Origin of the sequence: Amycolatopsis sp. GA6-003 (genome assembly GCF_046267895.1) — a bacterium.
GTDB lineage: Bacteria > Actinomycetota > Actinomycetes > Mycobacteriales > Pseudonocardiaceae > Amycolatopsis.
Map to the genome: position 1 here is coordinate 8,601,036 of NZ_CP176499.1, position 24,155 is coordinate 8,625,190.

General features: G+C 71.9%; 15 protein-coding genes. 2 read left to right on the top strand and 13 right to left on the bottom strand.

Translation table 11 applies throughout. The features are described 5' to 3' along the window. Window positions 1-12: 12 nt before the first annotated feature. The 12 genes from F9C12_RS38945 to F9C12_RS39000 form a co-directional block, all read right to left on the bottom strand. On the bottom strand, window positions 13-3,294 hold the full coding sequence (locus F9C12_RS38945; RefSeq protein WP_409463789.1) for a right-handed parallel beta-helix repeat-containing protein: 3,282 nt from the start codon (window positions 3,292-3,294) through the stop codon (window positions 13-15). Window positions 3,295-3,313: 19 nt separating this feature from the next. Continuing rightward, a complete protein-coding gene (locus tag F9C12_RS38950) occupies window positions 3,314-5,734 on the bottom strand; it encodes a hypothetical protein (protein WP_409463790.1) in 2,421 nt (806 codons plus the stop codon). Window positions 5,735-5,751: 17 nt separating this feature from the next. Continuing rightward, entirely contained in the window at window positions 5,752-5,982 is a 231-nt protein-coding gene (locus tag F9C12_RS38955; RefSeq protein ID WP_409179307.1) for a type VII secretion protein EccB, read from the bottom strand. Window positions 5,983-6,001: 19 nt separating this feature from the next. Next, the gene (eccD, locus tag F9C12_RS38960; RefSeq protein ID WP_409463791.1) at window positions 6,002-7,387 is read right to left on the bottom strand and encodes a type VII secretion integral membrane protein EccD; all 1,386 of its coding nucleotides are present in this window, start codon (window positions 7,385-7,387) and stop codon (window positions 6,002-6,004) included. Further along, the gene (eccCa, locus tag F9C12_RS38965) at window positions 7,384-11,400 is read right to left on the bottom strand and encodes a type VII secretion protein EccCa (protein ID WP_409463792.1); all 4,017 of its coding nucleotides are present in this window, start codon (window positions 11,398-11,400) and stop codon (window positions 7,384-7,386) included. Before eccCa ends, eccD begins: the two co-directional genes overlap by 4 nt. Next, window positions 11,397-15,248 (bottom strand): hypothetical protein, encoded by a 3,852-nt coding sequence (locus F9C12_RS38970; protein ID WP_409463793.1) that lies wholly within the window; start codon window positions 15,246-15,248, stop codon window positions 11,397-11,399. The genes eccCa and F9C12_RS38970 overlap by 4 nt, the downstream gene beginning before the upstream one ends. Before the next feature lie 66 nt (window positions 15,249-15,314). Further along, window positions 15,315-15,869, bottom strand: coding sequence for a WXG100 family type VII secretion target (locus F9C12_RS38975; protein ID WP_409179311.1), 555 nt, complete (start codon window positions 15,867-15,869; stop codon window positions 15,315-15,317). 45 nt (window positions 15,870-15,914) lie between these two features. Continuing rightward, window positions 15,915-16,214, bottom strand: a complete 300-nt coding sequence (locus F9C12_RS38980; RefSeq protein WP_409179312.1) for a WXG100 family type VII secretion target — start codon at window positions 16,212-16,214, stop codon at window positions 15,915-15,917. Window positions 16,215-16,245: 31 nt separating this feature from the next. Continuing rightward, window positions 16,246-16,584, bottom strand: a complete 339-nt coding sequence (locus F9C12_RS38985) for a WXG100 family type VII secretion target (protein ID WP_409179313.1) — start codon at window positions 16,582-16,584, stop codon at window positions 16,246-16,248. 410 nt (window positions 16,585-16,994) lie between these two features. After that, window positions 16,995-17,543 carry a DUF1062 domain-containing protein gene (locus F9C12_RS38990; protein WP_409463794.1) on the bottom strand — a complete coding sequence of 183 codons (549 nt, stop codon included), beginning with the start codon at window positions 17,541-17,543 and terminating at the stop codon, window positions 16,995-16,997. 196 nt (window positions 17,544-17,739) lie between these two features. After that, on the bottom strand, window positions 17,740-18,384 hold the full coding sequence (locus F9C12_RS38995; protein WP_409179315.1) for a LuxR C-terminal-related transcriptional regulator: 645 nt from the start codon (window positions 18,382-18,384) through the stop codon (window positions 17,740-17,742). Then, entirely contained in the window at window positions 18,372-19,607 is a 1,236-nt protein-coding gene (locus F9C12_RS39000) for a sensor histidine kinase (protein ID WP_409179316.1), read from the bottom strand. Before F9C12_RS39000 ends, F9C12_RS38995 begins: the two co-directional genes overlap by 13 nt. 192 nt (window positions 19,608-19,799) lie before the next feature. Here F9C12_RS39000 and F9C12_RS39005 point away from each other — a divergent pair, with 192 nt between their 5' ends. Beyond that, window positions 19,800-20,516, top strand: a complete 717-nt coding sequence (locus F9C12_RS39005; protein ID WP_409186950.1) for an ABC transporter ATP-binding protein — start codon at window positions 19,800-19,802, stop codon at window positions 20,514-20,516. 3 nt (window positions 20,517-20,519) lie between these two features. Continuing rightward, window positions 20,520-23,039 carry an ABC transporter permease gene (locus tag F9C12_RS39010; protein WP_409179317.1) on the top strand — a complete coding sequence of 840 codons (2,520 nt, stop codon included), beginning with the start codon at window positions 20,520-20,522 and terminating at the stop codon, window positions 23,037-23,039. 66 nt (window positions 23,040-23,105) lie between these two features. Here F9C12_RS39010 and F9C12_RS39015 read toward each other — a convergent pair whose 3' ends face one another. Next, window positions 23,106-24,131 (bottom strand): bile acid:sodium symporter family protein, encoded by a 1,026-nt coding sequence (locus F9C12_RS39015; protein ID WP_409179318.1) that lies wholly within the window; start codon window positions 24,129-24,131, stop codon window positions 23,106-23,108. Between the last annotated feature and the right edge of the window lie 24 nt (window positions 24,132-24,155).

Genomic DNA, 24,155 nt, shown 5'->3' on the forward strand with positions numbered 1-24,155 from the left:
TCCTCCCGAAGGTCAGCCGACCGACGCCAGGCCCGGCCCGAGGGCCAGCGCTCCGGTGTCGGGCGGGCGGATGCCGCGCAGGTCGGCGGCGGCGAGCGTGCGGGACGCGGCGGCGGCCGACAGCGTGCGGGCCAGCTCGTGCGCGGCGTACGCGGTGTGGTCGGACGCGGCGGACAACTCGTGGGCGAGTGCGGCGCGGACGTCGTCGGGAACCTCGTGCCCGCGCCGGACCAGCAGGCGCACGGCGATCTCGGCGAGTTCGTCCACTGTGTACTCGTCGAGTTGCCAGCCGTACGGGAAGGCGTCGCGCAGGGCGGGCAGCTGGGCGAGCAGTTCGCCGACGCGGTCGCTTTCGCCGGTGAACACCACGACCGGGTCGGCCGGGCGGCGGGCGATCATTCCGGCCAGAGCTTCCAAGGCTTCGATGCCGGGGGTGTGCGGCGAGGTGTCCCAGTCGCCGTCCAGATCGACGACCAGGGTGCCGCCGGACGCGTCCTCCACCGCGGCCCGGACCAGGTGTTCGGCTTGGCCCGGCCACTGCGGCGACAGTTCTTCGGCGAGATTGCGGCGCACCAGCTGTCCCATCGGGGCCATCCGGAATTCGGAGAGGATTTGCGCGTACAGTTTCGCGTACTCCGAGCGCCCGGTGCCGCGTTTTCCGCTGATCACCAGGTTCGCCTGATGGCCGAGCGGTTGCCGTTCCCGGGTGAGCTTGCCGAGCTTGAGCAGCAGCCGTTCGGCGTTCTCCCGCACCGAGTTCTGGCCGACCAGCCCGCTGAGCCGTTTCCAGCCCGCGCTGGTTTTGACCGCGGCGGCGGGATCGGCGGCGACCGAAACCGTCGACTTCGCCGCGGAAGGCAGTTGTGCCAGCTCAGCCTGCAGGTCGTCGGCGGTGAGCCGGTTCAGTTCGATGTCTTTTGACGGCGGGTACAGCGCCAGCCGCGACGCCTGGTTGTTCACCATCGCCTCGAACAGCTTGCGCGCGACGCGACCATTGCCGAACGTCGAGTTCTTCGGCACCCGCTCGAAATACTCGCGCAGCGCGGCGAGCGCGTCGTCGGTCATTTCGTAGTAATGCTTGCGCGTCAGGCCGGTCGTGATGGTGACCAGTTCGTCGACGCTGTAGTTCGGGAATTCGATGGTGCGCGTGAACCGCGACGCGAGGCCGGGATTCGACTGCAGGAACTGCTCCATCTGCTCGGAATAGCCCGCGACGATCACCACCAGCGAATCGCGCTGGTCCTCCATGATCTTCATCAGCGCGTCGATGGCCTCCTGCCCGAAGTCCGGGCCGGACCCGCCGGTCGGCGCGCTCAGCGTGTACGCCTCGTCGATGAACAGCACCCCGCCGACGGCCTTTTCCACGACCTCGGTGGTCTTGATCGCGGTGGACCCGATGTACTGGCCGACCAGGTCCTGGCGGGCCACCTCGATCAGGTGCCCCTTCGCCAGGATGCCGAGTTCGGCGAGCACGGTGCCGTACAGCCGGGCGACGGTCGTCTTGCCGGTGCCGGGCGGGCCCGCGAACACCAGGTGCCGCGACATCGGCGGCATCGGCAGGCCCATCCGCTCGCGCATCTGCGACATCTTGATCAGGTTGATCAGGCCGGTGACTTCCTTCTTCACCCCGGCGAGCCCGACCAGCGCCTCCAGTTCGCCCAGCGGGCCTTCGAGCACCTCGCCGGCGGCCTCGCGCACGGTCTGCTCGGCGACCCCGGAATCGGCAGGCGGGCCGGCGGGCGCCCGTTCCGCGGTCCGGGCGGAATCGGTGCTCAGGTTGTCCACGTCCGCGTGTTCGCCGCTGACGGGTTCGCCCGAAGCGTCGTTGACCACGCAGTCGCGGATGCTGACCGGTTCGGTGGTTTCCACGTGGAAGCCGTCCTCGCCCGCGCCGAGGATCTCGCATTCGGTGAAGGACGCGCGAGCGGCGACGTACACCCCGTTGCCGCGCGCATCGCGCACCCGGCAGCGGGAAGCGGTCAGCGCCGAACCGACGGTGATCCCGTCCCCGGCCGAATCGATGATCTCGCAGTCCTGCAAGGAAATTTCCGCGGTTCCGGAAAGGTGCAAGCCGCCGCCGCGCACCTGCACCGACTTCGCCGACGACGGTGCGCTCGAGGCGAACGACACCGCCTTGCCCGCGGTGGAATCGACCCGGAGGTCGGTCACGGTCAGCCGCGCGTCTTCGCTGACCTCCAGACCGCTTCCCCGGCCGCTGTCGACGGCGGCGTCCGAAAGATCCAAAGCGGACTGTCCGGAAAGGACGATCCCGTCCCCGCGCTCCGGCGTCATCCGCAATCCGCGGACAGCGACCGCGGATTCCGCACCGACCGACATCGCGGTGTGCGTAGAGCCCCGCACGGTCGCGCGTTCGAACCGCGGCCGCGCCTGGCCGTCGACCAGGATCGTGACCGGAGACCCCTCGAAGGTGCAGTCCACGAACTGCGGCGCGGCGGTTCCGGTGGCCTGCACCGCGTTCGCGCCCGCCCCGGCGAACACGCAGTCCCGCAACACCGGCTCGGCGGCCGCGGCGATGTGCGCGGCCTGCATCGGCGCGGCCCGGAACTCCGACGACGCCACGGAAACCCGGCCCTTGCTGGTCACGTACAGGTCGACGTTCGCGCTGTCCCGCACGGTCAGCCCGGTGATCGTCGCGCGCCCCTGCTGTTCCACGACCATCGCCGGTTTCCGCGCGCCGACGATTTCGCATTGGTCGACAATCGCGACCGCCTCGCCGTTCACGCACACCCCGTTGCCCGCCGCACCCCGTACCGTGCAGCGCCGGAGCAGCACCGAACCGGTCTCGGCCGCGACGACCCCGGACGACGCGGCGTCGACGATCTCAGTGTCCTCAAGGGACGATTGGGCCGGCGAGGCGAGCACGACCCCGGCCCCGCCGGTGCTGGTCACCGTGCAGCCCCGCAGGGCGAGCGAACCCTCCAGCCGGGCCAGCAGCGTCGCCCACGAAGTCCCGGACACCCGGCAGCCGTCCAGCGCCGCCTCGCCGCGGACCACGTCCACGGTGACCAGCTGGTCGTCGAGTCCGGTGAGAACGAACCCGCTGAGCTGCACCGCCTCGGCGTTCGCGACGAGCACGCTCCCGGTGGCCGCCACGATCTCCGCCGTGCCCGGTTCGGCCACCAGCGACACCATCCGGTCCACCACGAGGTTCTCCTCGTACCGGCCGGGGCGCACGCTGATCGTCGCCCCCGGCTGCGCCTGCGCCAGCGCCGCGCCGATGGTGCCGAACGCACCCGGCCGGTCGCCGCCGACCACGAGCAGCTGTCGGTTCATCGTCTCCGCCTCTCCGCACTCACGCCAGACCGGGGAGCGCCCCGAACCGCTCCGCCGCCTGCTCGTCCATCACGGTCCGGACCAGGTCCTCGCCCGCTTCCGCCCACGTCCGCAGCGTCTGCCGGAGCGAGTCGACCGCCAGCTCGTCCAGCGCCGCCCGGTCGTTCGCCACCCGGCCGGTCTCGTCGATCTCGCTCGCGGTCAGCTCCCGCAGCAGCACCGCGCCGCGCGAGCCCGGCGCCGGTTCGCGCGTTTCCAGCACCTTGAAACTGGTGCCGGGCACGAACAGCACGCGGTTTTCGACGCCGCCCTCGGCCGGTTCCAGCAATTTGGTGCGCCGCCCGGTGATCGACCACACCAGCACGTCCGTCTCGCCGTCCACAGTGGACGAAGGCTGGGTCAGCGCGTTGAGGAAACCCCATTCGGTCAGCACTTTCCGCCCGTCCAGCAGCGGCCACGCGGACGGCGGCAGCGCGGCGGCGAACGTCGCCGGACCGCGATGCGAGGGCAGCCTGCTCAGCCCGGCCACGACGCACCGCGCGACCGGCACGTGCGGGCCGTTCGCGCCGCGCCGCAGTCCGGCGTCGATCGTCGATCCCTTGGGGGACAGGTAAAGCTGCACGGCCACCGCGTCGGTCAGCACCTCGGCCGAGGACGAGGTCGACAGCACGCCCTGGAATCCCGGGTGCTCGGACAGGATCCGCGCGACGGTGTTCGACATCAGGCCGTATTCCGCACCGAGCGATTTGCGCAGCCACTGGCGTTCCTTGTCCGCCCCCCGTTGGGGCAGCAGGGCGGTCGCTTCCGCGCTGGGGGTCTCCTGGAACCGCAGCGCGGCCGGCGGCTTCTCGGGTGCGGCGACCGGCGGTTCGACCGGCTTGGCCGGGGCGACCTCGGCCGGAGCGAGGTGCGTGATCGGCTTCGCCGCCGGAGGAGCTGCCGACACTTTGACCGGCGAAGCGGCCGGAGGAGCTGCCGGCGCCTTGACCGGCGAAGCGGCCGGAGTTTCGGTCTTCACCGGCGCGGGAGCCGGAGCGGGAGCGGCGATCGCCCCGGGAACCTCCGTCGGCGCGGCGATCCCCAGCGCCGCCGGAGCCGCGGGCAGATACGCCGGCGGAGGAGCCGCGGCCGCGGCCGGCGCCGGATTCCCGGACTCGATCGCGTCCAGCGCCCGAGCCGCCGCCCGCGGCCGCGCACGTTCGGCGAGCAGCGCGGCAGCGGGCAGCACCCGGCTCATCCGGCGAGTCTCCTCGTCCAGCCGGGCCAGCAGATCCTCGGCCAGCAACCGCATCCGCGCCGCCGAGCCCTCGTCCGCCGCGTCGAAGGCGAGGTTGTGCACCGCGGCGTCGAGCGCGATCTCGCGAACCGCGGCTGTCGACGGACCGTCCTGCGGCGGACGCACCAGCAGGCCCGACTGCACGACCTCCACCACCGCGTCCGGCGAGTACCAGTACACCGCGGGCGAGATCTGGTCGAGCCCGTGGACCGGCGGACGGTGCGAAAGCAGGCGCGGCAACGGCGTTTCGTCGCCCGAGCGCGGTTCGTAGCCGAGTTCGGCGGCGAACGGACGCCAGCCGAACCGTCCGTCGGGCAGCACGGTGCGCAGGGTCGGCAGCTGCGGCGAACCGACCGGCACGCCCGCGTAGAACGCGACCGGCTTGCCGAGCAGATCGGCCAGCGCCTGCCCGGTCGAGGCCTCGCCGGGCACCGCCATCGGGCCGTACTGCACGAACCGCGCCTTGGCCGCCACCTTGTCCGGAAGCTGCACCCACAGCCGGGCCGCGTCGTCCAGGGCCAGCGGCGGGCAGCCGGGGCAGCCCAGCACGATCGTCATGGTGTCGTGCTGCGCGGGCATCCGGGAGATCAGCGCGCGGCGGTGGTGCCGCTGGGGCGCGTCGAAGCCGACCGGGCGGACCCACAGACCGCCCGGCAGCGGTTCGGCGACGCCGCGCGAACTCGTCGGCGTCAGCTCGGCGGCGATCCCGGAATCCCACGCCGGGCGCGGGAACCGCTTCGCCTCCCAGGCCGGCGGGCGGCCCGGCCGGAAGCGCACCCAGCCGCCGCCGCGTCCGGCGTGGACGAACAGCGCGCCGCCCGCGCTCGGGATCACCGAACCGTCCGGCGCGAGCACCGGGCGGTTGATCCGCTCGGCCAGCCACTGCCCGGCCAGCGCGGTGGTCTCGCGCGAACGGCCGCCGATCACCAGCCGCACCCCGCGGCGGCGCCGGGGGAGCGCCTTGGCCACCGATTCCCACATCGCGATCGGCGAGTCCACCGGCAAGTCCACCACGACCAGGTCGTGCTCGGGGTCGGCCGCGACGCCGAGCGCGAGCGACTGCGCCTCGCCGGTCATCCCCTCGGCGAGATGCACGACCAGCGCGTTGCCCACGGTCTTCTTCTCCAGTGCGCTGCCGCCGCGCCGGATCAGCGAGAGTTCCATGGCTGCCCTCCTTCCGCTCAGGCGTGGCGGCCGGCGGCGGGCGCCGCCCCGCCGGTGTGGTGCGCGATCAGCCCGTACACGAAGAACCCGACCGCGATCAGCAGGCCGAGCACGAGCCCGACCAGCAGCCCGACCCAGGCCCGCCGGGCGGGCACGTCGAGGTGGCTCGCGTCGCCGAGCACCAGTGCCGAGGTCATCCGCCCGATCAGGAACGAATACGCCTCGACGTGGTCCTTCTGCGTCTGCACCAGTGCACCTCTCCTTCGCTCATCCGGTGAGCCCGACGGCCCACGCGTAGACGCCGAACAACTGCAGCAGGATCGGGACCATCGCCACCGCGCTCAGCGTTTCCAGCCAGTTCGCCAGATGCCCCCAGATCGGCAGCAGCCGCCGCGGCGGCGGGCGCAGCATCGCCAGCAGGAGCAGGAAGAACACCAGGCACAGCCCGGCCGCGCAGGCGCCGCGCCACGCCGTGGGCAGCGGCTGGATCAGCGACAGCCCGAGCAGCACCAGTCCGAGCGCGCCGGCGACCGCGAGCGGAACCCGCTGCCACGCGCCGAGCAGCGCCCGCGACCGCATCAGCACCGCCGCGGAAACCAGCCCGCCGAGGATGGCCGGGAACAGCCCGTGCCCGATCAGGAACGGGAAGCAGCCGGTGAAGATCGCGGCGGCGGCGAGACAGGCGATGGTGAGGTAGCCGTCGGCGTACCCGGTCTGGCGCACCATCCGCGCGGCCGGCATCGGCTCGATGTCGTACTGCAGCTCCCCGGCCGAACGCGGCAGCTGCGGGCCGCGGATGCGGGCGAACCGGATGCCGATCCGCGGCGCGAACACCATCAGCCCGACCAGCACGAACGACACCAGCCCGGCCGCCTGCTCGGTGGTGAACCCGGCGCCGAGGTGCAGCCACAGCGACAGGGCCCCGGCCAGCCCGGTCGCGACCACCGCGCCGAACGGCACGAACGGGATCGCGGGCGACCAGGCGGCCCGCCCGCCGAGCACGAGCCCGCCGGCCAGCGCGAAGGCGAGGCAGCCGGTCAGGATCGGCGTGCCCTGGAGGTCGAACGCGGGATCGAGCCCGGCCGCCGCGACCGCGCCGGCGAGGAAGGCGAACCCGCAGCCGCCGAGCCCGAGCAGCGTCAGCAGCGTTTTGTCCTCCGAACGCACCCCGGTCGCCACGGCCGCGACGAGCAGCCCGAGCGACACCACGCCGCCGCCGATCGCGGTCAGCCCGGCCGAACCCGGGTAGAGCAGCACCCTGGCCAGCACCGCGAGGGAGAAGATCGCGAACCCGAGGAACAGGCCGCGGTTGAACTCCGGGCGCCAGCGGCCGGGGTGGCGGCTCACCGCGGTGGCCATGCCGTCCGCGATGTCGTCGAAATCCAGTTCCGGCAGCGGATCCGCGCGAGGGCGCAGGTGGAATTCCTCGCCCTCCTTCCAGTCCAGCGACTCCGGAGTGCCGGACGCGTCGAGCGGTTCCTCGCCGAGCCGCTGCAGCACCCAGGCCTCGCCGAGGTCCTCGCGGCCGCCGGTGTGCTCCAGCAGCACCGGCAGCAGGCTGGTCAGCGGGACGGACATCGGCACCGCCAGGTCCGCCCGGCCCTGCGGCCCGTACACGGTGATCCGGCACAGTTCGCCGGTCGACGCGGTCATCGCACGCCCCTTTCGGTCGTCGCGAGCGGGGACCAGCCCTCGCCGGTCCGGTCGTCTTCCGCGATCGCGGTCTGCACGAGCTTCACGCCGCGGCGGGTCACCAGCTGCGCGCGCCCGGCGGGCAGCTGCCGCGGGGCCGCCTCGCCGAGGAACTTGCCCTCCTCCTTGGGATAGGAGAAGACCACGCCCGGGCTGCCCAGCTCCCAGATCCGGCGGACCACGGAGTCGCTCAGCGCGCGCATCGCGCCGGACGTGCTGCGGCTGAGGATCAGGTGGAACCCGATGTAGGAACCCTGCGACAGCAACGACAACAGCGGTTCCAGCGGCGAGCCCATGCCGCTGGTGAGCAGCTGGTAGTCGTCGACCACGAAGAACAGCCGGGGGCCGGTCCACCAGTCGCGGCGCTTGAGCCGGTCCGCGGTGATGGTCTGGTCCGGCACCCGCGGGGTGAGCGAAACGCCGGCCTGCCGCGCCAGTTCCTGCAGCGCCTCGGTGGTGGTCGCGTACCCGACGCGGTACGCCTCGGGCACTTCGGCGTCCAGCTGGCGGCTCGGGTCGGCCAGCACGATCTTCGCCTCGCTCGGCGAGTAACGGCTGAGCACCGAGCGCAGGACGACTCGCAGCAGGTTGGTCTTGCCGGTTTCGTTGTCGCCGAAGGCGAGCAGGTGCGGAGTGGCGGCGAAGTCGTGCCACACCGGCAGCAGCCGCTGCTCGTCCTGGCCGAGCGCGACCCGCAGGTCGCCGTCCGGCGCGGGCAGCTGCGCCATCGGCAGTTTCGCGGGCAGCAGCCGCACTGCCGGAGCCGGGGCGCCCGGCCAGAAGAGGCGGACCTCTTCGGCGACCGCCTTGGTTGCCGCGGCGAGGTCCTCGGTGTTCCCGCTGCCGTCCATCCGCGGCAGGCCGGCGAGGAAGTGCAGGCCGTCCGGGGTCAGGCCGCGGCCCGGCTGGTTCGGCACGGTTTTCGCTTTGCGGGAGCCGATTTCCGACTCCATCGGGTCGCCGAGCCGCAGTTCGAACCGGGTCTGCAGCAGGTCGCGCAGGTACGGCCGGATCTCCGACCAGCGGGTCGCGCCGATCGCCACGTGCACGCCGAAGGACAGCCCGCGCGAGGCCAGCTCGCCGATCTTCTGCTCCAGCTCGCTGTAGTCGTTCTTGAGGCTGTACCAGCCGTCGACCACCAGGAAGACGTCGCCGAACGGGTCCTCGATCCGGCCGCTGCGGCGCAGCGCGCGGTAGGCGTCCATGGATTCGATGCCGTGCTCGGAGAACAGCGTCTCGCGGCCCTCCATGACCTGCGAGATTTCCTCGATGGTCCGGACGACGCGGTCGCGTTCGAGCCGGGTGGCCACCGATCCGACGTGCGGCAGCCCGGACAGCGACATGATCCCGCCGCCGCCGAAGTCCAGCCCGTAGAACTGGACCTCCTTCGGGGTGTGCGTCATCGCCAGCGCCAGCACGAGCGTGCGCAGCAAAGTCGACTTGCCGGTCTTCGGCCCGCCGACCACCGCGACGTGCCCGGCCGCCGACGACAGGTCCGCCGTCAGCAGCTCGCGCACCTGCTCGAACGGCCGGTCGATCATCCCCATCGGCACCCGGAGCCTGCCCCAGTGCGCCGGGTCCTGCACCGCCATCCCGCGCTCCGGGTCGGGCAGCACGCTCGGCAGCAGCGAGTCGAGGCTCGGCGATTCGGCCAGCGGCGGCAGCCACACCTGGCGCGCGGCCGGGCCCGCGCCGGTCAGCCGGTCGATGAACGCGTCGGCGAGCGTCGGGCCGCCCGGCACGGCGGCTTCCAGAGCGTCCGCGTCGGACTGTTTCCCGGCCGGTTCCGGTTCGTCGTCGCGGATGATCAGCTTCGCCGGGTGGGCCTCGGTGCGGAACGGGACGACCTCCCGGCTGGCCCTCGCCGCGGCCACCGCGGAGTTGTCGCCGTTGCCCGCGGGAACCGGGCCGGAGACGTAAGCGGCCTTGAACCGCACCAGGTTCGTGGTGTCGATCTTCAGGTAGCCGTTGCCCGGTTCCGGCGGCAGTTCGTAGGCGCTGCCCGCGCCGATCACGCTGCGGGACTCCATCGAGGAGAACGTGCGCAACGCGATCCGGTACGACAGATGGCCTTCGACGCGGTGGATGCGGCCCTCGTCGAGCCGCTGCGAGGCGAGCAGCAGGTGCACGCCGAGGCTGCGGCCCAGCCGTCCGACGGAGACGAACAGCTCCATGAACTCCGGCTTCGCGCTCAGCAGTTCGGAGAACTCGTCCACGACCAGGAACAGCGTCGGCATCGGGGCCAGCTGCTCGCCGGCCGCGCGCGCCTTTTCGTATTCGTACAGCGACGGGTAGCCGCTGGCGCGCAGTTGTTCCTGCCGCCGCACCATTTCGCCGTTGAGCGAGTCCTGCATGCGGTCGACCAGCGGGAGTTCGTCGGCGAGGTTGGTGATCGTCGCCGAGGTGTGCGGAAGCCGGTCCATGCCGAGGAACGTCGCGCCGCCCTTGAAGTCCACGAGGACGAAGTTGAGGATCTCCGACGAATGCGTCGCGGCGAGCCCGAGCACGAGCGTGCGCAGCAGCTCCGACTTGCCCGACCCGGTCGCGCCGATCAGCATCCCGTGCGGGCCCATGCCGCCCTGCGCGGATTCCTTCAGGTCCAGTTCGACGATCTCGCCGTCTTCGGTGACGCCGATCGGCACCGACATCCGGGCCCGCTGCGCCATCCTCGGCCGCCACTGGGCCGGGACGTCGAAGGTGTGCACGTCCTTGATGCCGAGCAGCGCGGTCAGGCCGAAGTCGCTTTCCAGCGGCTGGTCGGCGATCTCCAGGGTGCCGCTGGTGCGTTTCGGCGCGAGCAGCCGGGCGAGCCCTTCGGCCTGGGTGACCGAAAGCTCGTCCCGGGCCGCCGAACCCGCCCCGCTGCCCGCCGGGAACTCGACCAGCTCGTCCTTTGCGGTCAGCCGCAGCACCTTGGGACCGCCGGGAAGCGCGCCGGTGACGTCGAGGAGCACCACGTTGCGCAGGCCCGCGCCGACCAGCCGCGAGGACTCCGGGATCGTCGCCAGGTGCGCGACGACCACCACGAACGGTTCGGTCGTCGTGGGCCCGACGGTCTTGTCGTGGTCGTCGCGGTCGGCCACGTCCGGGCCGAGGAGGTCCATCAGCTCGTCGTGGTCGGCGGCGAGCAGCCGGAGCGGGCCCGCCGCGTCGCGCAGGGTCGGATGGTTGTTGTGCGGCAGCCACTTCACCCAGTCCCACTGCGCCTGCGCGGCCTCCGTGGTGAGCACCGCCAGCCGCAGTTCGTCCGGCGAATGGAAGGCGACCAGCTGCGCGAGCATCGCCCGGACCAGCGCGACGGCCGCGTCCGGATCGCCGTCGAACTCGACGCTCGTGAAGCTGCGCAGCCCCACCGCGATCGGGATGCCGGACAGCGTGCGGTAGGTCTCGGTGAACCGGCGCAGCGAGATCGCCGACAGCGGTTCGAGGTCCTCGATCGGCTTGGTCACCGGCGGCACCAGCTCCAGCGCCGACTGCTGCGTGCCCAGTCCGATCCGGACCCGCGCGAAGTCCTCGTGGCTGATCCGGCGCTCCCACAGCCGCGGCCCCATCGCGAGCGACCACAGCGAATCCGGGGCGGGATTGTTCCAGGCCACCGCGTGCCGCTGGTCCTCGGCGGTCGAACGCGCCCGCTCGCGGACCTGCCCGAGGTAGCGCAGGTAGTCCCGCCGCTCGGCCTGCATCTTGCGCTTGCGCTCGGCGGCCGCGCGGGACAGCTGCCCGAGGCTCATCGCGATCATGGACACGCCCATGCCGCCGCCGATCACGTAGGTGAACGGCGAACTGCCCGCGACTCCGGAGAACGCCAGCACCATCACCAGCGACCCGATGGCCATCGGCAGCATCATCAGCAGCGAGTTGAAATCGCGCGCCGCCGGCTCCGCCATGACGGGCGGTTCCTGCAGTTCTTCCTGCCCCTCGGGCATTTCCGGACCCGCCGCGCGCGGTCCCCGCTTGACGGTCTCCGTGCTCATTCGAGCACCCCCGGCGTCCCGCGGCGCGCGGGCTCGCCCCAGGCCGAATCGTCCTGCCGGAGCAGATCGGCCATGGTGCGTTCCTCTTCTTCCCCGGCCTCGTCTTCCGCGGTGTCGGGCTCGGGTTCCTGCGGTTCCGGCGCGTCGCCGCAGGTGGGCAGCTCGTCCGGGAGGATCTCGGCCGGACCGCCGCGGACCCGCTGGTAGGTGCCGAGCGCGGGGGTCTCGTCGGGGCGCCAGGGCGCGTCGGTGCGTTGGACGTGGTCGGTGGTGATTTCCTGCTTCCGGTCTTCGGCCTGGGCGGTGACCGGCAGGAGGGCGGGGAGGAAATCGTCGGTGCCTACGTCCCAGGCCGAGGTGTCCTCGGTGTCGAGAGGCTGCACGACGGCGATCCGGACGATCCCGTCGTCGGGGGTTTCCCGGCCGGTCTTCGGGGTGACTGTCCTTTCCGGACGGTCTTCGCCCCGCTGCGGGGTCGCCTTCTGCTGGGCGTCCACAGTGGACCATGGGGCTGGGCTGGCGGGCGGGGTTTCGCCTTGCTCGCTGGGGAGTCCGGGGTCGGCTGGGATGTTTGTTGCCCAGGGTTCCTGGACGTTGCCGAGCAGCCCGGCGGAGTCGGGGCGGTCGGCGGGGGTGTTCGCCGCGGTGCCTGCGGCGCCGGGTGGGACCAGCGGTGCTGCTGGTGGCTGCGGGGTCCAGTTGGCTCGGGTGCTCGGCGGGGTTTCGGCTTGGGCGTTTCCGATGCCGATGGGTGTGCTGGCGGTCCAGGGTTCTTGGACGTTGCCGAGGAGCCCGGCGGAGTCGGGGCGGTCGGCGGGGGTGTTCGCCGCGGTGCCTGCGGTGCCGGGTTCCTGGGGCTGGTGGTCTTTGGCCCATTCGGTTGCGGTGCTTGGTGGGGTTTCGCCTTGGGCGTTGGGGTTTCCGCCGCCGATCGGCGTGCTTGCGGTCCACGGTTCTCGGACGTCACCGAGAAGCCCGGCGGAGTCTGGTCGTTCGGCGGGTGTGTTCGTTGCGCCTCCGGTGCTTGCTGGCGGAGCCATGGGCATGCTGGGGCCTTGGGGCTCTTGGTTCTGTGCCCAGCCGGTTGCGGTGCTGGGCGGGGTTTCGCCGTGGGCGGCGGGGTTTCCGACGCCGATCGGCATGCTGGCAGTCCACGGTTCTTGGACGTTGCCGAGCAATCCGGCGGAGTCGGGTCGTTCGGCGGTGGGCGGGTTCAGGCCGCCGTTGCCGCCCGGCGGCATCATCGGCGGGGTGCCCGGAGCCGGGAGCTGTTGCTCGTGGTTTCCGAGGGCGTCCGGAAGTTTCGGAAGGACGCTCTTGTCGAGGCCCTTCACTCCCGGACCGTCGACGCCCGCTGGTGGCGGGGCCCATTCGGCCGAGTGCAGTGGTGGGGTGTCTCCGTGTGTGTCGGGGTTGCCGATGCCGTCCGGTGGCGGGCTCACCCAGGGCTTTTTGATGTTGCCGAGCAGGCCGGAGGAGTCCGGGCGTTCGGCGGCGGGGGTGTTCAGGCCGCTGCCCATGCCGCCCGGCGGAACCATGGGTGGGGTTCCGGCTCCGGGGAGCTGCTGTTGTTCGTGGTTTTGGTTGGCGACGGGGTCCGGCGGTTTCGGAAGGTCGCTCTCGCCGAGGCCGTTGACCCCGGGTCCGGCCGGTTCTCCAGCGCCCGGACCGTCGACGCCCGCTGGTGGCGGGGCCCATTCAGCCGAGTGCAGGGGCGGGGTGTCGCCGTGTGTGTCGGGGTTGCCGATGCCGTCCGGTGGCGGGCTCACCCAGGGTTTCTTGATGTTGCCGAGGAGTCCGGAGGAGTCCGGGCGTTCGGCGGCGGGCGTGTTCAGGCCGCTGCCCATGCCACCGGGAGGCACCATCGGTGGGGTACCGGCGCCGGGGAGTTGCTGTTGCTCGTGGTTGCCAATCGGATCCGGCAGCTTCGGCAGGTCGCTCTCGCCCAGGCCCTTGATCGCGCCCGGGCCGCTTTCGCCAGGGCCGCCGACGCCGTCTCCGGGCCCGCCGCTCGCGCCGGGCGGCGGGGCCCACTTGGCCGAGCTGAGCGGGGGCGTGTCGCCGTGCGAGTCGGGGTTGCCGATGCCGTCCGGCGGTGGGCTCAGCCACGGCTTTGTGATGTTGCCGAGGAGGCCGGAGGAGTCCGGGCGTTCCGCGGACGGCGGGTTCAGCCCACCGCCGCCGCCCATGCCTCCCGGCGGCATCATCGGGATGCCGCCGCCGCCCGGCGTCTGGTTGCCCGGCGGGGTGTTCAGGCCCGGCGGGAGATGTGCCGGGTCGAGCGCGTTGTTCGCCAGGTTTCCGCCGGAATCTCCGGGAGGCGCTGGGATTGAGGGCGGGTTGACGTGCCCGCCCAAGTCGCCCGGTGGGGCGGGGATCGAGGGCGGGTTGACGTGCCCGCCCAAGTCGCCCGGCGGAGCGGGGATCGAGGGCGGGTTGATCTGCCCGCCCAAGTCGCCCGGCGGGGCAGGAATTGAGGGCGGGTTGACCTGCCCGCCCAAGTCGGCCGGTGGGGCGGGGATCGAGGGCGGGTTGACCTGCCCGCCCAAATCACCCGGCGGGGCGGGAATCGAAGGCGGGTCGACCTGCCCGCCCAGGTTGTTGCCCGAGGCGCCGGGCGGGGGCGGGATCGACGGCGACTTGAGGTTGTTCCCTTCCGGTGAATCGCCCGGCGGCGGCGGAATCTGCGGGGACTTCACGTTCTTCCCCCCGCCGGTGCGGTCGCCCGGAGGCGCGGGAACGGACGGCGGCTTCACCGCGTTCCCGTTCGGCGGCGGCGGAACGGAGGCAGCGTTGATCGGCGGCGGGGCGCCGTCGCCGACCGGGCCGTTCGCGTCGCCCGGCGGGGGCGGCACGACGGCGTTCGTCAGCGGCGGCGGCACCTCGCTTCCGCCGGGACCGTTTCCGCCTCCCGGAGGCGGCGGGAGCACGGCCTGGTTCACCGGAGGCGGCGGGGGCGCGCCGTCGCCACCGCCCGGCGGCGGGGACACCGGCGGCGGTTCCGGGGCAGGCGGCGGCTGCGTCGCCGGGGGCGGCGGCGGGGAAACCGGCGGGGGAGAAACCGGCGGCGGCGGGGGAGGCGTCACCGGCGGCGGGGGCGTGGGCGGCGGTGGCGGCGGGGGCGGTGGCGGAGGTGGCGGGGGCGTGTTGCCGCCGCCGCCGGGCGTGGGCGGCGGGGTCGTCCTGCCCGCGTTGACGTGCACGGTGTTGTACTTCTGCGCGAGCTGGCCGGCCACCTTGCGCATGTCGTTGGTCATCATCTCGACGGCCTCGGGGAACTGCGAGATGTACGCGCGCCCGTCGCTGAGGTGGTATTTGCTGCCCTGGGCGAGGACCTGGCTGGCGTAGTAGCTGTCGATGTAGCGGATCGTGTCCTGCGCCCACTTGAGGTAGGCCGCGGAATTGACGAGGTTCGTCGGCACGTTGTTCGACCCGCCGCCGTCGCCGATCCGGTCCGCCAGATCGGAGAACTTGGTGCCCAGCGCGGTCATCATGTCCTTGAACTTCGTCGCGGCGTCGCCCTTCCACGGCCCGTTCGGCCCGGCGAGGGCGGCGGTCTGGTCCTGAATGGACTGGGCGACCATCTCGAGGTTCTGCTGCGTCTCCTGAAACACCCCGGCCGCGTCCTGAAGCGACTGCCAGTTGACGTTGCCGTAGGCCTTGTCCCGGTTGTCCTGGCCGCCCGACAGCGAACCGCCGCCGAGCACCGCCGCTTCGATCTGCTTCCACGTCAGGCCGTCGAAATCCTTCGACGGGTCACCAGTGGTGTTCTGGTTGCCGGTCTTCGTGGTGTCCGGCCAGACCCCGTTGTCGTCCGAGGTGAACCCGTTGGTGTTGTCGTCCGCCATCTTCCCTCGATCGCTTCGCACCTGAGAGACCCGGGAGAAACCCGGAAAGACCGCCGCCCGAACCGGTCAGGGTTTCTGACCGGCGCCGGTGATGTGGCCGCTGACGGTGTTGAAATACTGGTTGTAGTCGTCGGCCGACATCTTGTTGACCTCGTCGGCGCTGTCGTACGCCTTCGAGGCCTTGTTCACCGCGTCCGCCACCTCGTCGAGCGCCTTGCAGAGGTCGTGGATCGCGGTGCGGGTGGTGTCCCGCAGCGCGTTCGTGCCCTGGATCGGCTTGACGATCTTCTCCTGCGCCGTCAGGAACACGCCGGGCTTGAGCTGGATCCCGTCGAGTTTCGCCGGAAGATCCTTCAGCGGCCCGTCCGCAAGCGCCTGCATGTTCTTCGCGAACGTGCGCATCGCCTCGGTGTTGACCGCGGTGACGCCCTTGCCCGGATGCTCGGAACCGCCCGGCACCGGCGGCGGCTTGCCGACGTCGCCCGGCGGGATCCACTCGTTGGTCACGTCCGGCGGCGTCTGGTCGCCCGGGCTGTGGAACTTGCCGTCCTCCGACGTCGTCTGGTGCTTGTTCGACGTGTCGTTGTGCATCCCGTAATCGGTGTCGCCCAACGAAACCATGGCCGTCGCCCTCCTTTCTGGGTCAGTCGCGCCGAAGCGGCGGCCTCAGTTCGCGGCGAACCGCTTGGCGTTGTTGCCCTCGGTGTTCGAGGTGCCCTCGTTGATGTTGGCGAGGGTCTGCGCGGCGGCGTCGAGCGCCTGCGGCAGCGTGAGGGCGGCCTGGTGGCAGTAGGTGTAGGTCTCGTGGAACATGTCCGCCGCGACGCCGGTCCAGTTTTCGCGCTGGCCCTCGATGACCGCCTTCATCTGGTCCAGCAGCTCGGTGATCTGGTTGGACTGCTGCTTCGCCTGCCCGACGGTGTCCTGCATGGTCGCGAAGCTGATCTGGAACTGGCCCAAAGCCATGGGAGAGGTCCTTTCGTGGGAAGGAAGGGGATCAGAAGCCCTGCAGGCCGCCGCCGCCGATGACCGCGGCCGCGTTGTGCGCGGTGGAGGTGTTGTCCGAGTCCCGGCTGTCGTACTCGCTCGCCGAGATCTGCACGTTCTGCGCGAGCTCGTCCAGCTTCTGCACGATCTTGCGGACCGTCTGGTCGAACTGGCCCATCGCGGTGTTGAACACGTTCGCCGAGTCCGACCGCCAGGTGCCGAACAGCGTCTGCATGGTGCCGTCGACCTTCTGGTTCACGCCGGTGATGTTCTGCCCGGTGTCGCTGATCGTCTGCGCGCCCTTGCGCATGACGCTGGTGTCGACGCGGGCGCCGTCCTGCGAAGCCATGCTTTCTCCTCTGGTCGGGTTCTCCGGATATGACGGACTGGCATGCCAGGCCGCCGGCGTCGCCGCGGATGCCCTTCGTTCGGCCGATACGACAGAGCACGGGGAGACTGCGGACTTACGGTAAGCGCCGGTCTACGGGTTGTCGCCGCGTTGTTCCCTTCTGGACACCAGTGCGCGGACGGCGGGGCAAGCCGCTCCGCCACCCGGGGGTCTCCGGGCGCGGCAACGTTTCCCGCGGGAGCCGGTTACGCACGATTGCCCGTTCAGGCACCGCGGTGTGCCCGGGTTCGCGGTTCGCGCTCATGCGAGCGGAAGTCGGGAGTGGACTTGCGGAGTCCTCTGTGGACGGAAGCCGCGACTGGCCGTGCGGGGAACCCCCGAGGGAATCCTCAGGGTTCCCCGCACGGCGTTCAGTGCTTGAGCGTGAAGGAGAAGTCGCCGGAGAGCTTGCCGCTCAGCCGGACCCCCGACACGACCTTCCCCTCGGCGAGCAGCCGCTCCACCTCGGCCCGGGCCAGGCGGCAGCCCTCGGCGATCAGCCGCGCCGGCCGGACCGGGATGCGGGCCGCGAAGCCGACCGACACGTCGATCGCGTCCTGGCCCAGGTGGTCCAGACCACCCGTGTCGAGCCGCCAGGCGCCGTCCCAGTCGAGCGCGACGCGGTTGCGCCTTCGCAGGACTGGGTCCTGAAGCAGTTCGGCGGCGAGGCCAGGATCGTTGTGGTGCAAGCGATCCAGCAGTGCCGGGCGGACCGAGCGCACCTTCGCCCGTTCGAACACGGTGAGTTTCGCCGTTTCCCCGCACCCGGTGCAGAGCACGAGGAGCCAGGCGTCGACGAGTTTGTGGTTGGCGTTGACCCGGAACTTGCCGTCGGCCCGGAACCGCTGCGCCGGGCACGCATGGCAGCGCCGCCGGACGAGCGGCAGGCGAGTGGGCAGGACTGTCCAGTGATAGAGCACGGGAGTACCCCGATCCAGTGAGAATTCCGCAGCACGAAGAAGCGCGACGCACGACCGCGGCGCGCTACGAGGTCAGAGCTTGGGATGTCTCACGCGAGGTACAACGGCACGTCCTTGCCTTGCTGACACTGGCCGGGCGACAGTAGCCGCGGACGCGGGCGCGGCTCCACTGGTTTTCCGCCCCGGGCGCCGCGGGTCAGGCGTTGAGATACGCGAGCACGGCCCGCACCCGCCGGTGGTCGCCGGTGCCCGCGGACAGCCCGAGCCGCGCGAAAATGTTGCCGACGTGCTTGTTCACCGAGGTTTCCGCGATGAACAGCTTCTCGGCGATCGCGCCGTTGCCGTAGCCCTCGGCCATCAGCGCGAGCACCTCGCGTTCGCGGGGGCTGAGCACGTCGAGCGCGTTCGCGGCGAGCCGGCGCGCCATCAGCTGCGAGATGACCTCCGGGTCCATCGCGGTCCCGCCCGCCGCGACCCGGTCCATCGCCTCGCGGAATTCCTCGATCCGCCCGACCCGGTCCTTCAGCAGGTAGCCGACGCCGGACGCGCCGTTGGCCAGCAGCTCGGCCGCGTAGGCGTGCTCGACGTACTGCGACAGCATCAGCACCGGCAGACCGGGGATTTCCGCGCGCGCCGCGGCCGCCGCCCGCAGCCCCTCGTCGGTGAACCCCGGCGGCAGGCGGACGTCCAGCACCGCGATGTCGGGCCGGTGCTCCAGCAATGCGGGCAGCACGTCCGGCCCCCGCTCCAGCACGGCGCACACCTCGTGGCCGACCGTGGACAGCAGCAACGCCAGGCCCTCGCGGATGAACGCGTTGTCGTCGGCGATCACGACGCGCACGGCAGCTCCGCCCGCAGCACCGTCGGGCCGCCTTCGGGGCTGCTCAGCTCGAAGCTGCCGTCGAAGGCCGCGACGCGCCGCCGGATCCCGGCCAGCCCGGTGCCGAAGTTCTCCGCGGCGCCGCCCTTCCCGTTGTCCCGCACAGTGATCCTGATCCTTTCCCGGTCGATGCCGAGCGTAATCCACGCCCGGCCGGCCCCGCTGTGCTTGGCGACGTTCGTCAGCGCTTCGGCGACCACGAAGTAGGCCGCCGCCTCCACTGCGGCCGGGGCCGGTCCGGTGCCCGAGACGTCGACCTCGACCGGGACCGCGCCGCTCGCCGCGAGCGCCTGCACCGCGCCGGCCAGACCGCGGTCGGTCAGCAGCGGGGGATAGATCCCGCGGACGATCGTGCGCAGCGCGGCCAGCGAATGCTCGGTCAGTTCCTGTGCGTCGTCGACCAGGCGGAGCGCGGTGTCCGGCTGGTGCTGCAGGGCGTGCTTGATCAGCCCGAGCCGGAGCGAGATGGCGACGAGCCCGGCCTGGGTGCCGTCGTGCAGGTCCCGCTCGATCCGGCGCAGCTCCGCGCCGTGCGCTTCGAGGGCTTCGGCCCGGCTGACGGTCAGCTCTTCGATCCGGCGGGTTTGCTTGCTGCCGCGCGGCGGGCGCAGGAAGGCCCGGGCCAGCATCGCGTGCCCGCGCGCCAGCAGCGGCACGAGGAGGAGCAGTCCGGTCGCGTACGCCAGGCCGATGCCGGTCGCGCCGAACGCCTGGGCCCAGCTGGTGACCGGCCGGAACGTCAGGTGCGCGGCGGGCGGCAGGAGGGTCCACCAGATCGGCGCGGTGCCCCAGCAGAGCGCGCCGGACAGCAGGCTCAGGCCGACCAAGCACAGCGGCGTGCCGACGACGGTGTTGGCCGCGAGGAACGCCAGGTCCTTCCAGACCGCGCGGTCTTTGAGCACCCCGAGCGGCGAACGGGGCTCCGCGTACTTCTCGCCGACCGGAGTGCCCAGCAGCCGTTCGACCCGTTTCCGCTGCGCCCGGGCGAACCGGCGCAACACCGGCACGAGCAGGACCAGCAGCGGCAGCCCGATCCCGGCGACGCTCAGCACGAGGCTGCCCGCGGTCAGCCAGAAGAGCAGCAGGCCGCCGAGCCCGGCCGCGGCGCCGACCGCGAGGTACCGGAAGGAAACCCCGAACCCGGCGAGGTAGTCCCGCACGCTGAACGCGGGCGCCGCCGCCATCCGTCCCCCTGCCGAAGATCCGTCCCGGCGGGTGCAGTTTTCTGCACCCGCGATCTGCAGGATACGGGCTGTCCGGCGGGTTTCCGCGTCCGTAGCGTCCGGGAAAAGCACAAGCACCCGGAGGACGAAGTGGCACGCGAGAAACGGCAACGCCCGGCACCGGCAGAGACCGGAGCGCCGCCGGACGACGTGGTGTCGCTGCGGTCGGTGCGCAAGACCTACGGTTCCGGCGCGGGCGAGGTGACCGCGCTGCGCGACCTGACCGTCCGGTTCGGCCGGGGGTCGTTCACCGCGGTGATGGGCCCGTCCGGCGCGGGCAAGAGCACCTTCCTGCACTGCGCCGCCGGGCTCGACCGGCCGACCGCCGGCACGGTGCTGCTCGGCGGCACGGACCTGGCCGAGCTGGACGAGACCGGGCTGACCGTGCTGCGGCGCGAGCGCGTCGGCTTCGTCTTCCAGGCCTACAACCTGCTGGCGTCGCTGACCGTCGCGGACAATCTCGCGCTCCCGATGCGGATGGCCGGGCTGGCGCCCGACCAGGACTGGCTGGACGAGGTCGTCCGGCGCGTCGGACTGGCCGGGCGGCTGGACCGGCGCCCGGCCCAGCTGTCCGGCGGCCAGCAGCAGCGGGTGGCGATCGCCCGCGCGCTCGCGCCGCGGCCGCAGGTGGTGTTCGCCGACGAGCCGACCGGCGCGCTCGACACCCGGACCGGCCGCCAGGTGCTCGAACTGCTGCGGCAGCTCGTGGACGAGACCGGCCAGACGGTGATCATGGTGACGCACGACCCGGTGGCCGCGTCGTACGCGCACCGGGTGGTCTTCCTCGCCGACGGCGCGCTCGCCGACGAGATGGCCGAACCCGCTCCGGACCGCGTGGCCGAGCGGATGACCACGCTCGGGGAGTGGTGAGCGATGCTCGAACTGGCGGTCAAAACGCTGCGCGGGCGCGCTTCCGGTTTCGCCGGCGCGTTCGTCGCTCTGCTCGGCGCGGCCATGCTGGTCACCGCGTTCGGCATTCTCCTGCAGTCCGGCGTGGACGGCGGGGTGCCGCCGCAGCGGTACGCCGGGGTCCCGGTGGTCGTCGGCGGTGCGAAATCGTTCGAGGCAAGGGAAAACGGCAAGACCAAATCGAAACCGCTCAAGGAACCGGCGCCGCTGACCCGCGAGACGGTGCGGAAGATCGCCGGGACCGAGGGCGTCGGCTCAGTGGTGCCGGACGTGAGCTTCCCCGCGGTGCTGGGCCCGGGCGACCGCGCTCCGGCCGGGCATCCGTGGTCGAGCGCCCGGCTGGGTCCGTTCGACCTCGTCGAAGGCCGCGAACCGCGGCGGCCGGGCGAAGTGGTGCTGGACGCCGGATTGGCCAAGGACGCCGGAGCCGCGGTCCGGATCCAGACGACCAGAGCCGCCGCCGGATACCGGGTCGTCGGCGTGGCCAGACTGTCCGGTGTGGACGGAGAAATCCGCACTCCCGCGGTGTTCTTTTCCGACGCGGAAGCGGAAAGCTTGGCCGGGCGCGGAGACCGGGTGGACGCCGTCGGGGTGTTTCCCCGGCCTGGCGTCGATCCCGGCGAGCTCGCCGACCGGCTGGCCGCCGCGCTGGGCTCCGAAGCGGAGGTGGCCACCGGAGACGACCGGAGCCGCGTCGAAAACCCCGATGTCGCCTCGGCGAGCGGCACTTTGCGGGAGATCGCGGGTTCGCTCGGCGGCACGGTGCTGCTGATCGCAATTCTGGTCGTGGCCAGCACTCTCGCGTTGAGCGTCCATCAGCGTCGCCGCGAATTGGCCGTGCTGCGCGCGATCGCGGCTACTCCGCGCCAGATCTGGAAAATGCTCGCCGCGGAAGCGCTGGTGCTGTCGGTCGTCGCGTCGGCGATCGGATGCCTGCCCGGCATCCTCGCCGCACAGCTGTTGCGTGGCGCGCTCGTCCTGATCGGAGTCGTGCCGAGCGATTTCTCTTTCTCCGTGGGAATTCTGCCGATGCTGGTGGCGGTGCTCGCCGGGGTGGCGACGGCGCAGATCGCGACCTTCGCGGTGGCGTGGAAAGCCTCGTCGGTGCGCCCGGTCGAAGCATTGAGCGACGCCGCCGTCGAACCACCGGGAATCAGCGGCGGCCGCCGGACGCTCGGGGTGCTGCTGTTGCTCCTCGGCTTGGCCGCGTCGCTGCTGCCGGTGTTCTTCTCCGGCGTTTTCGCCGTGGCAGGCGCGGGCAGCGGCGGGCTGCTGATGATCATCGCGCTCCTGCTGCTGGCGCCACCGGTGGCGGCGTTCGCGACGCGGCTGCTGGCCAAGCCGATCACCCGGCGGTTCAAGGAATACGGCTTCCTCGCCGCCGCCAACACCCGCGCGAACGCACGCCGCCTGGCCGCCGGGATCGGCCCGCTGGTGCTCGGGATCGGCTTCGCCTGCGTGCAGCTGTTCATTCCGACGACCCTCGCCGCCGCGGCCGCCGACCAGGCCGCCGAGGGGAGCACCGCGCAGTACACGCTCACCGGCGCGGCGGGCGGCTTGCCGGACGACGCGGTCCGGGACGCGGCCGCGCTGCCCGGTGCGGAGGCCGCGACCGGGGTGGTGCGGGTGCAGGTGTTCGCCTCGACGAAGGTGCTCGATTCGCCGGAGATCTTCGAGTTCCCGGCGCAGGGCATCACCGTCGACAACGCGGCCAAGACGATGGATCTGGCTGTCTCCTCAGGCGATCTCGCCGATCTGGCCCCGGGAAAGGTCGCGTTGAGCGCCGGCGCGGCGAGCACCCTCGGCGGCAAAGTCGGCGACCAGATCAAGCTGACCTTGCCGGACGGCTCCGCCGCGACCCCGGCCGTGGTCGCGATTTACCAGCGCGGCATGGGTTTCGGCGACGTCACCCTGGCGCACGAGGACGTGCTCGCGCACAGCAACCGGCAGCTGAACCAGCAGATCCTCGTCCGGGCCCGCTCCGGGACGGACCTGGAACCAGTCTTGGCGGGCCTGTCCGCGAAGTACCCGGGATTGACCGTGTCCGCCAAGGCAGGCCTGTCCGAAGAACAACGCGACGCGGCGACCGCTTCGGCGCTGAGCAGCGCGTTGCCGTTGGTGCTCGTCTTCGCCTACCTCGCGCTCGCGGTCGCGAACACGCTGGTGATGACGACGCTGGCCCGCACCCGGGAGTTCGCGCTGCTGCGGCTGGTCGGGATGACGCGGGACCAGGTGTTGAAGGTGCTGCGCATCGAGGCGCTGACGGTGGTGCTGATCGCGGTGGCGGTGGGATCGGCGGTCCCGCTGATCCCGCTGGCGACGGTCAGCCTCGGCCTCACCGGGTCGCCGATCCCGAGCATCCCGCCGTTGCTGTACCTCGGGATCGTCGCCGCGACCGCGCTGGTGGGCGCCGCGTCGGTGCTGCTGCCGGCGAAGTTCGCGCTGCGCGCCCGGCCGGTGGAGGCGATCGGGACGCGCGAGTAGCCCGTGTTCGCGACGGTCAGCCCGGGCGGTTGTCCCGGGCCGCCCGGTCGAGGCCCGCGCCCCTGGTCAGCCGACCGCCGCCAGTTCGCCCGGCTCCCGCGCGGCCGCCTGCCGGGCGTACCGGCGCGCCATCGCCGCGCACACGATCAGCTGAATCTGGTGGAACAGCATCAGCGGCAGCACGATCAGCCCGACCTCGGCGTGCCCGAACAGCACCGTCGCCATCGGCAGGCCGCTCGCGAGGCTCTTCTTCGAACCGCAGAACATGATCGTGATCCGGTCCGCGCGGTCGAAGCCGAGCAGCCGCGCGCCGCCGCTCGTCGCGCCGAGCACGGCCGCCAGCAGGACGCCGCAGACCGCGACCAGGACCAGCAGCGGGCCGATCTCCAGCTGGTGCCAGATGCCCTCGGTCATCCCCTCGCTGAACGCGGTGTAGACCACCAGCAGGATCGAACCGCGGTCGACGATCTTCAGCGGCGCGGAATGCCGCTGCACCCAGCCGCCGATCCAGCGGCGGGCCAGCTGCCCGGCCACGAACGGCACGAGCAGCTGCAGCACGATGTCCAGCACCGCCGAACCGCTCACGCCCGGGCCGTCGGTGGCGAGCAGCAGCGCGACGAGCAGCGGCGTCAGCACGATGCCGAGCAGGTTGGACAGCGACGCGCTGCAGATCGCCGCCGCGACGTTGCCCTTCGCGATCGAAGTGAACGCGATCGACGACTGCACCGTCGAGGGCAGCAGGCAGAGGAACAGCACGCCGGTGTACAGCGGCGAGGTCAGCAGCCCGGGGGAGAGGAACGACGCGGCGAGCCCCAAGAGCGGGAAAAGCACGAAAGTGGCGCAGAGCACGGTGACGTGCAACCGCCAGTGCCGCATGCCCTCGACCGCTTCCTGGCCGGAAAGCCGCGCGCCGTAAAGGAAGAACAGCAGTCCGACCGCGATCTTGGTCGCCGCGCCGAACCCGGCGGCGGCCGCGCCGGAGGCGGGCAGCAGCGAGGCGATGCCGACGGTGACGAGGATCAGGGCGATGAACGGGTCGATCCGCAGCTTGGCGAGCACGGCCGAGACGGGGCGGGCGAACGAAGCGAGCACGGTGGAACTCCTTTCCCGGCCATT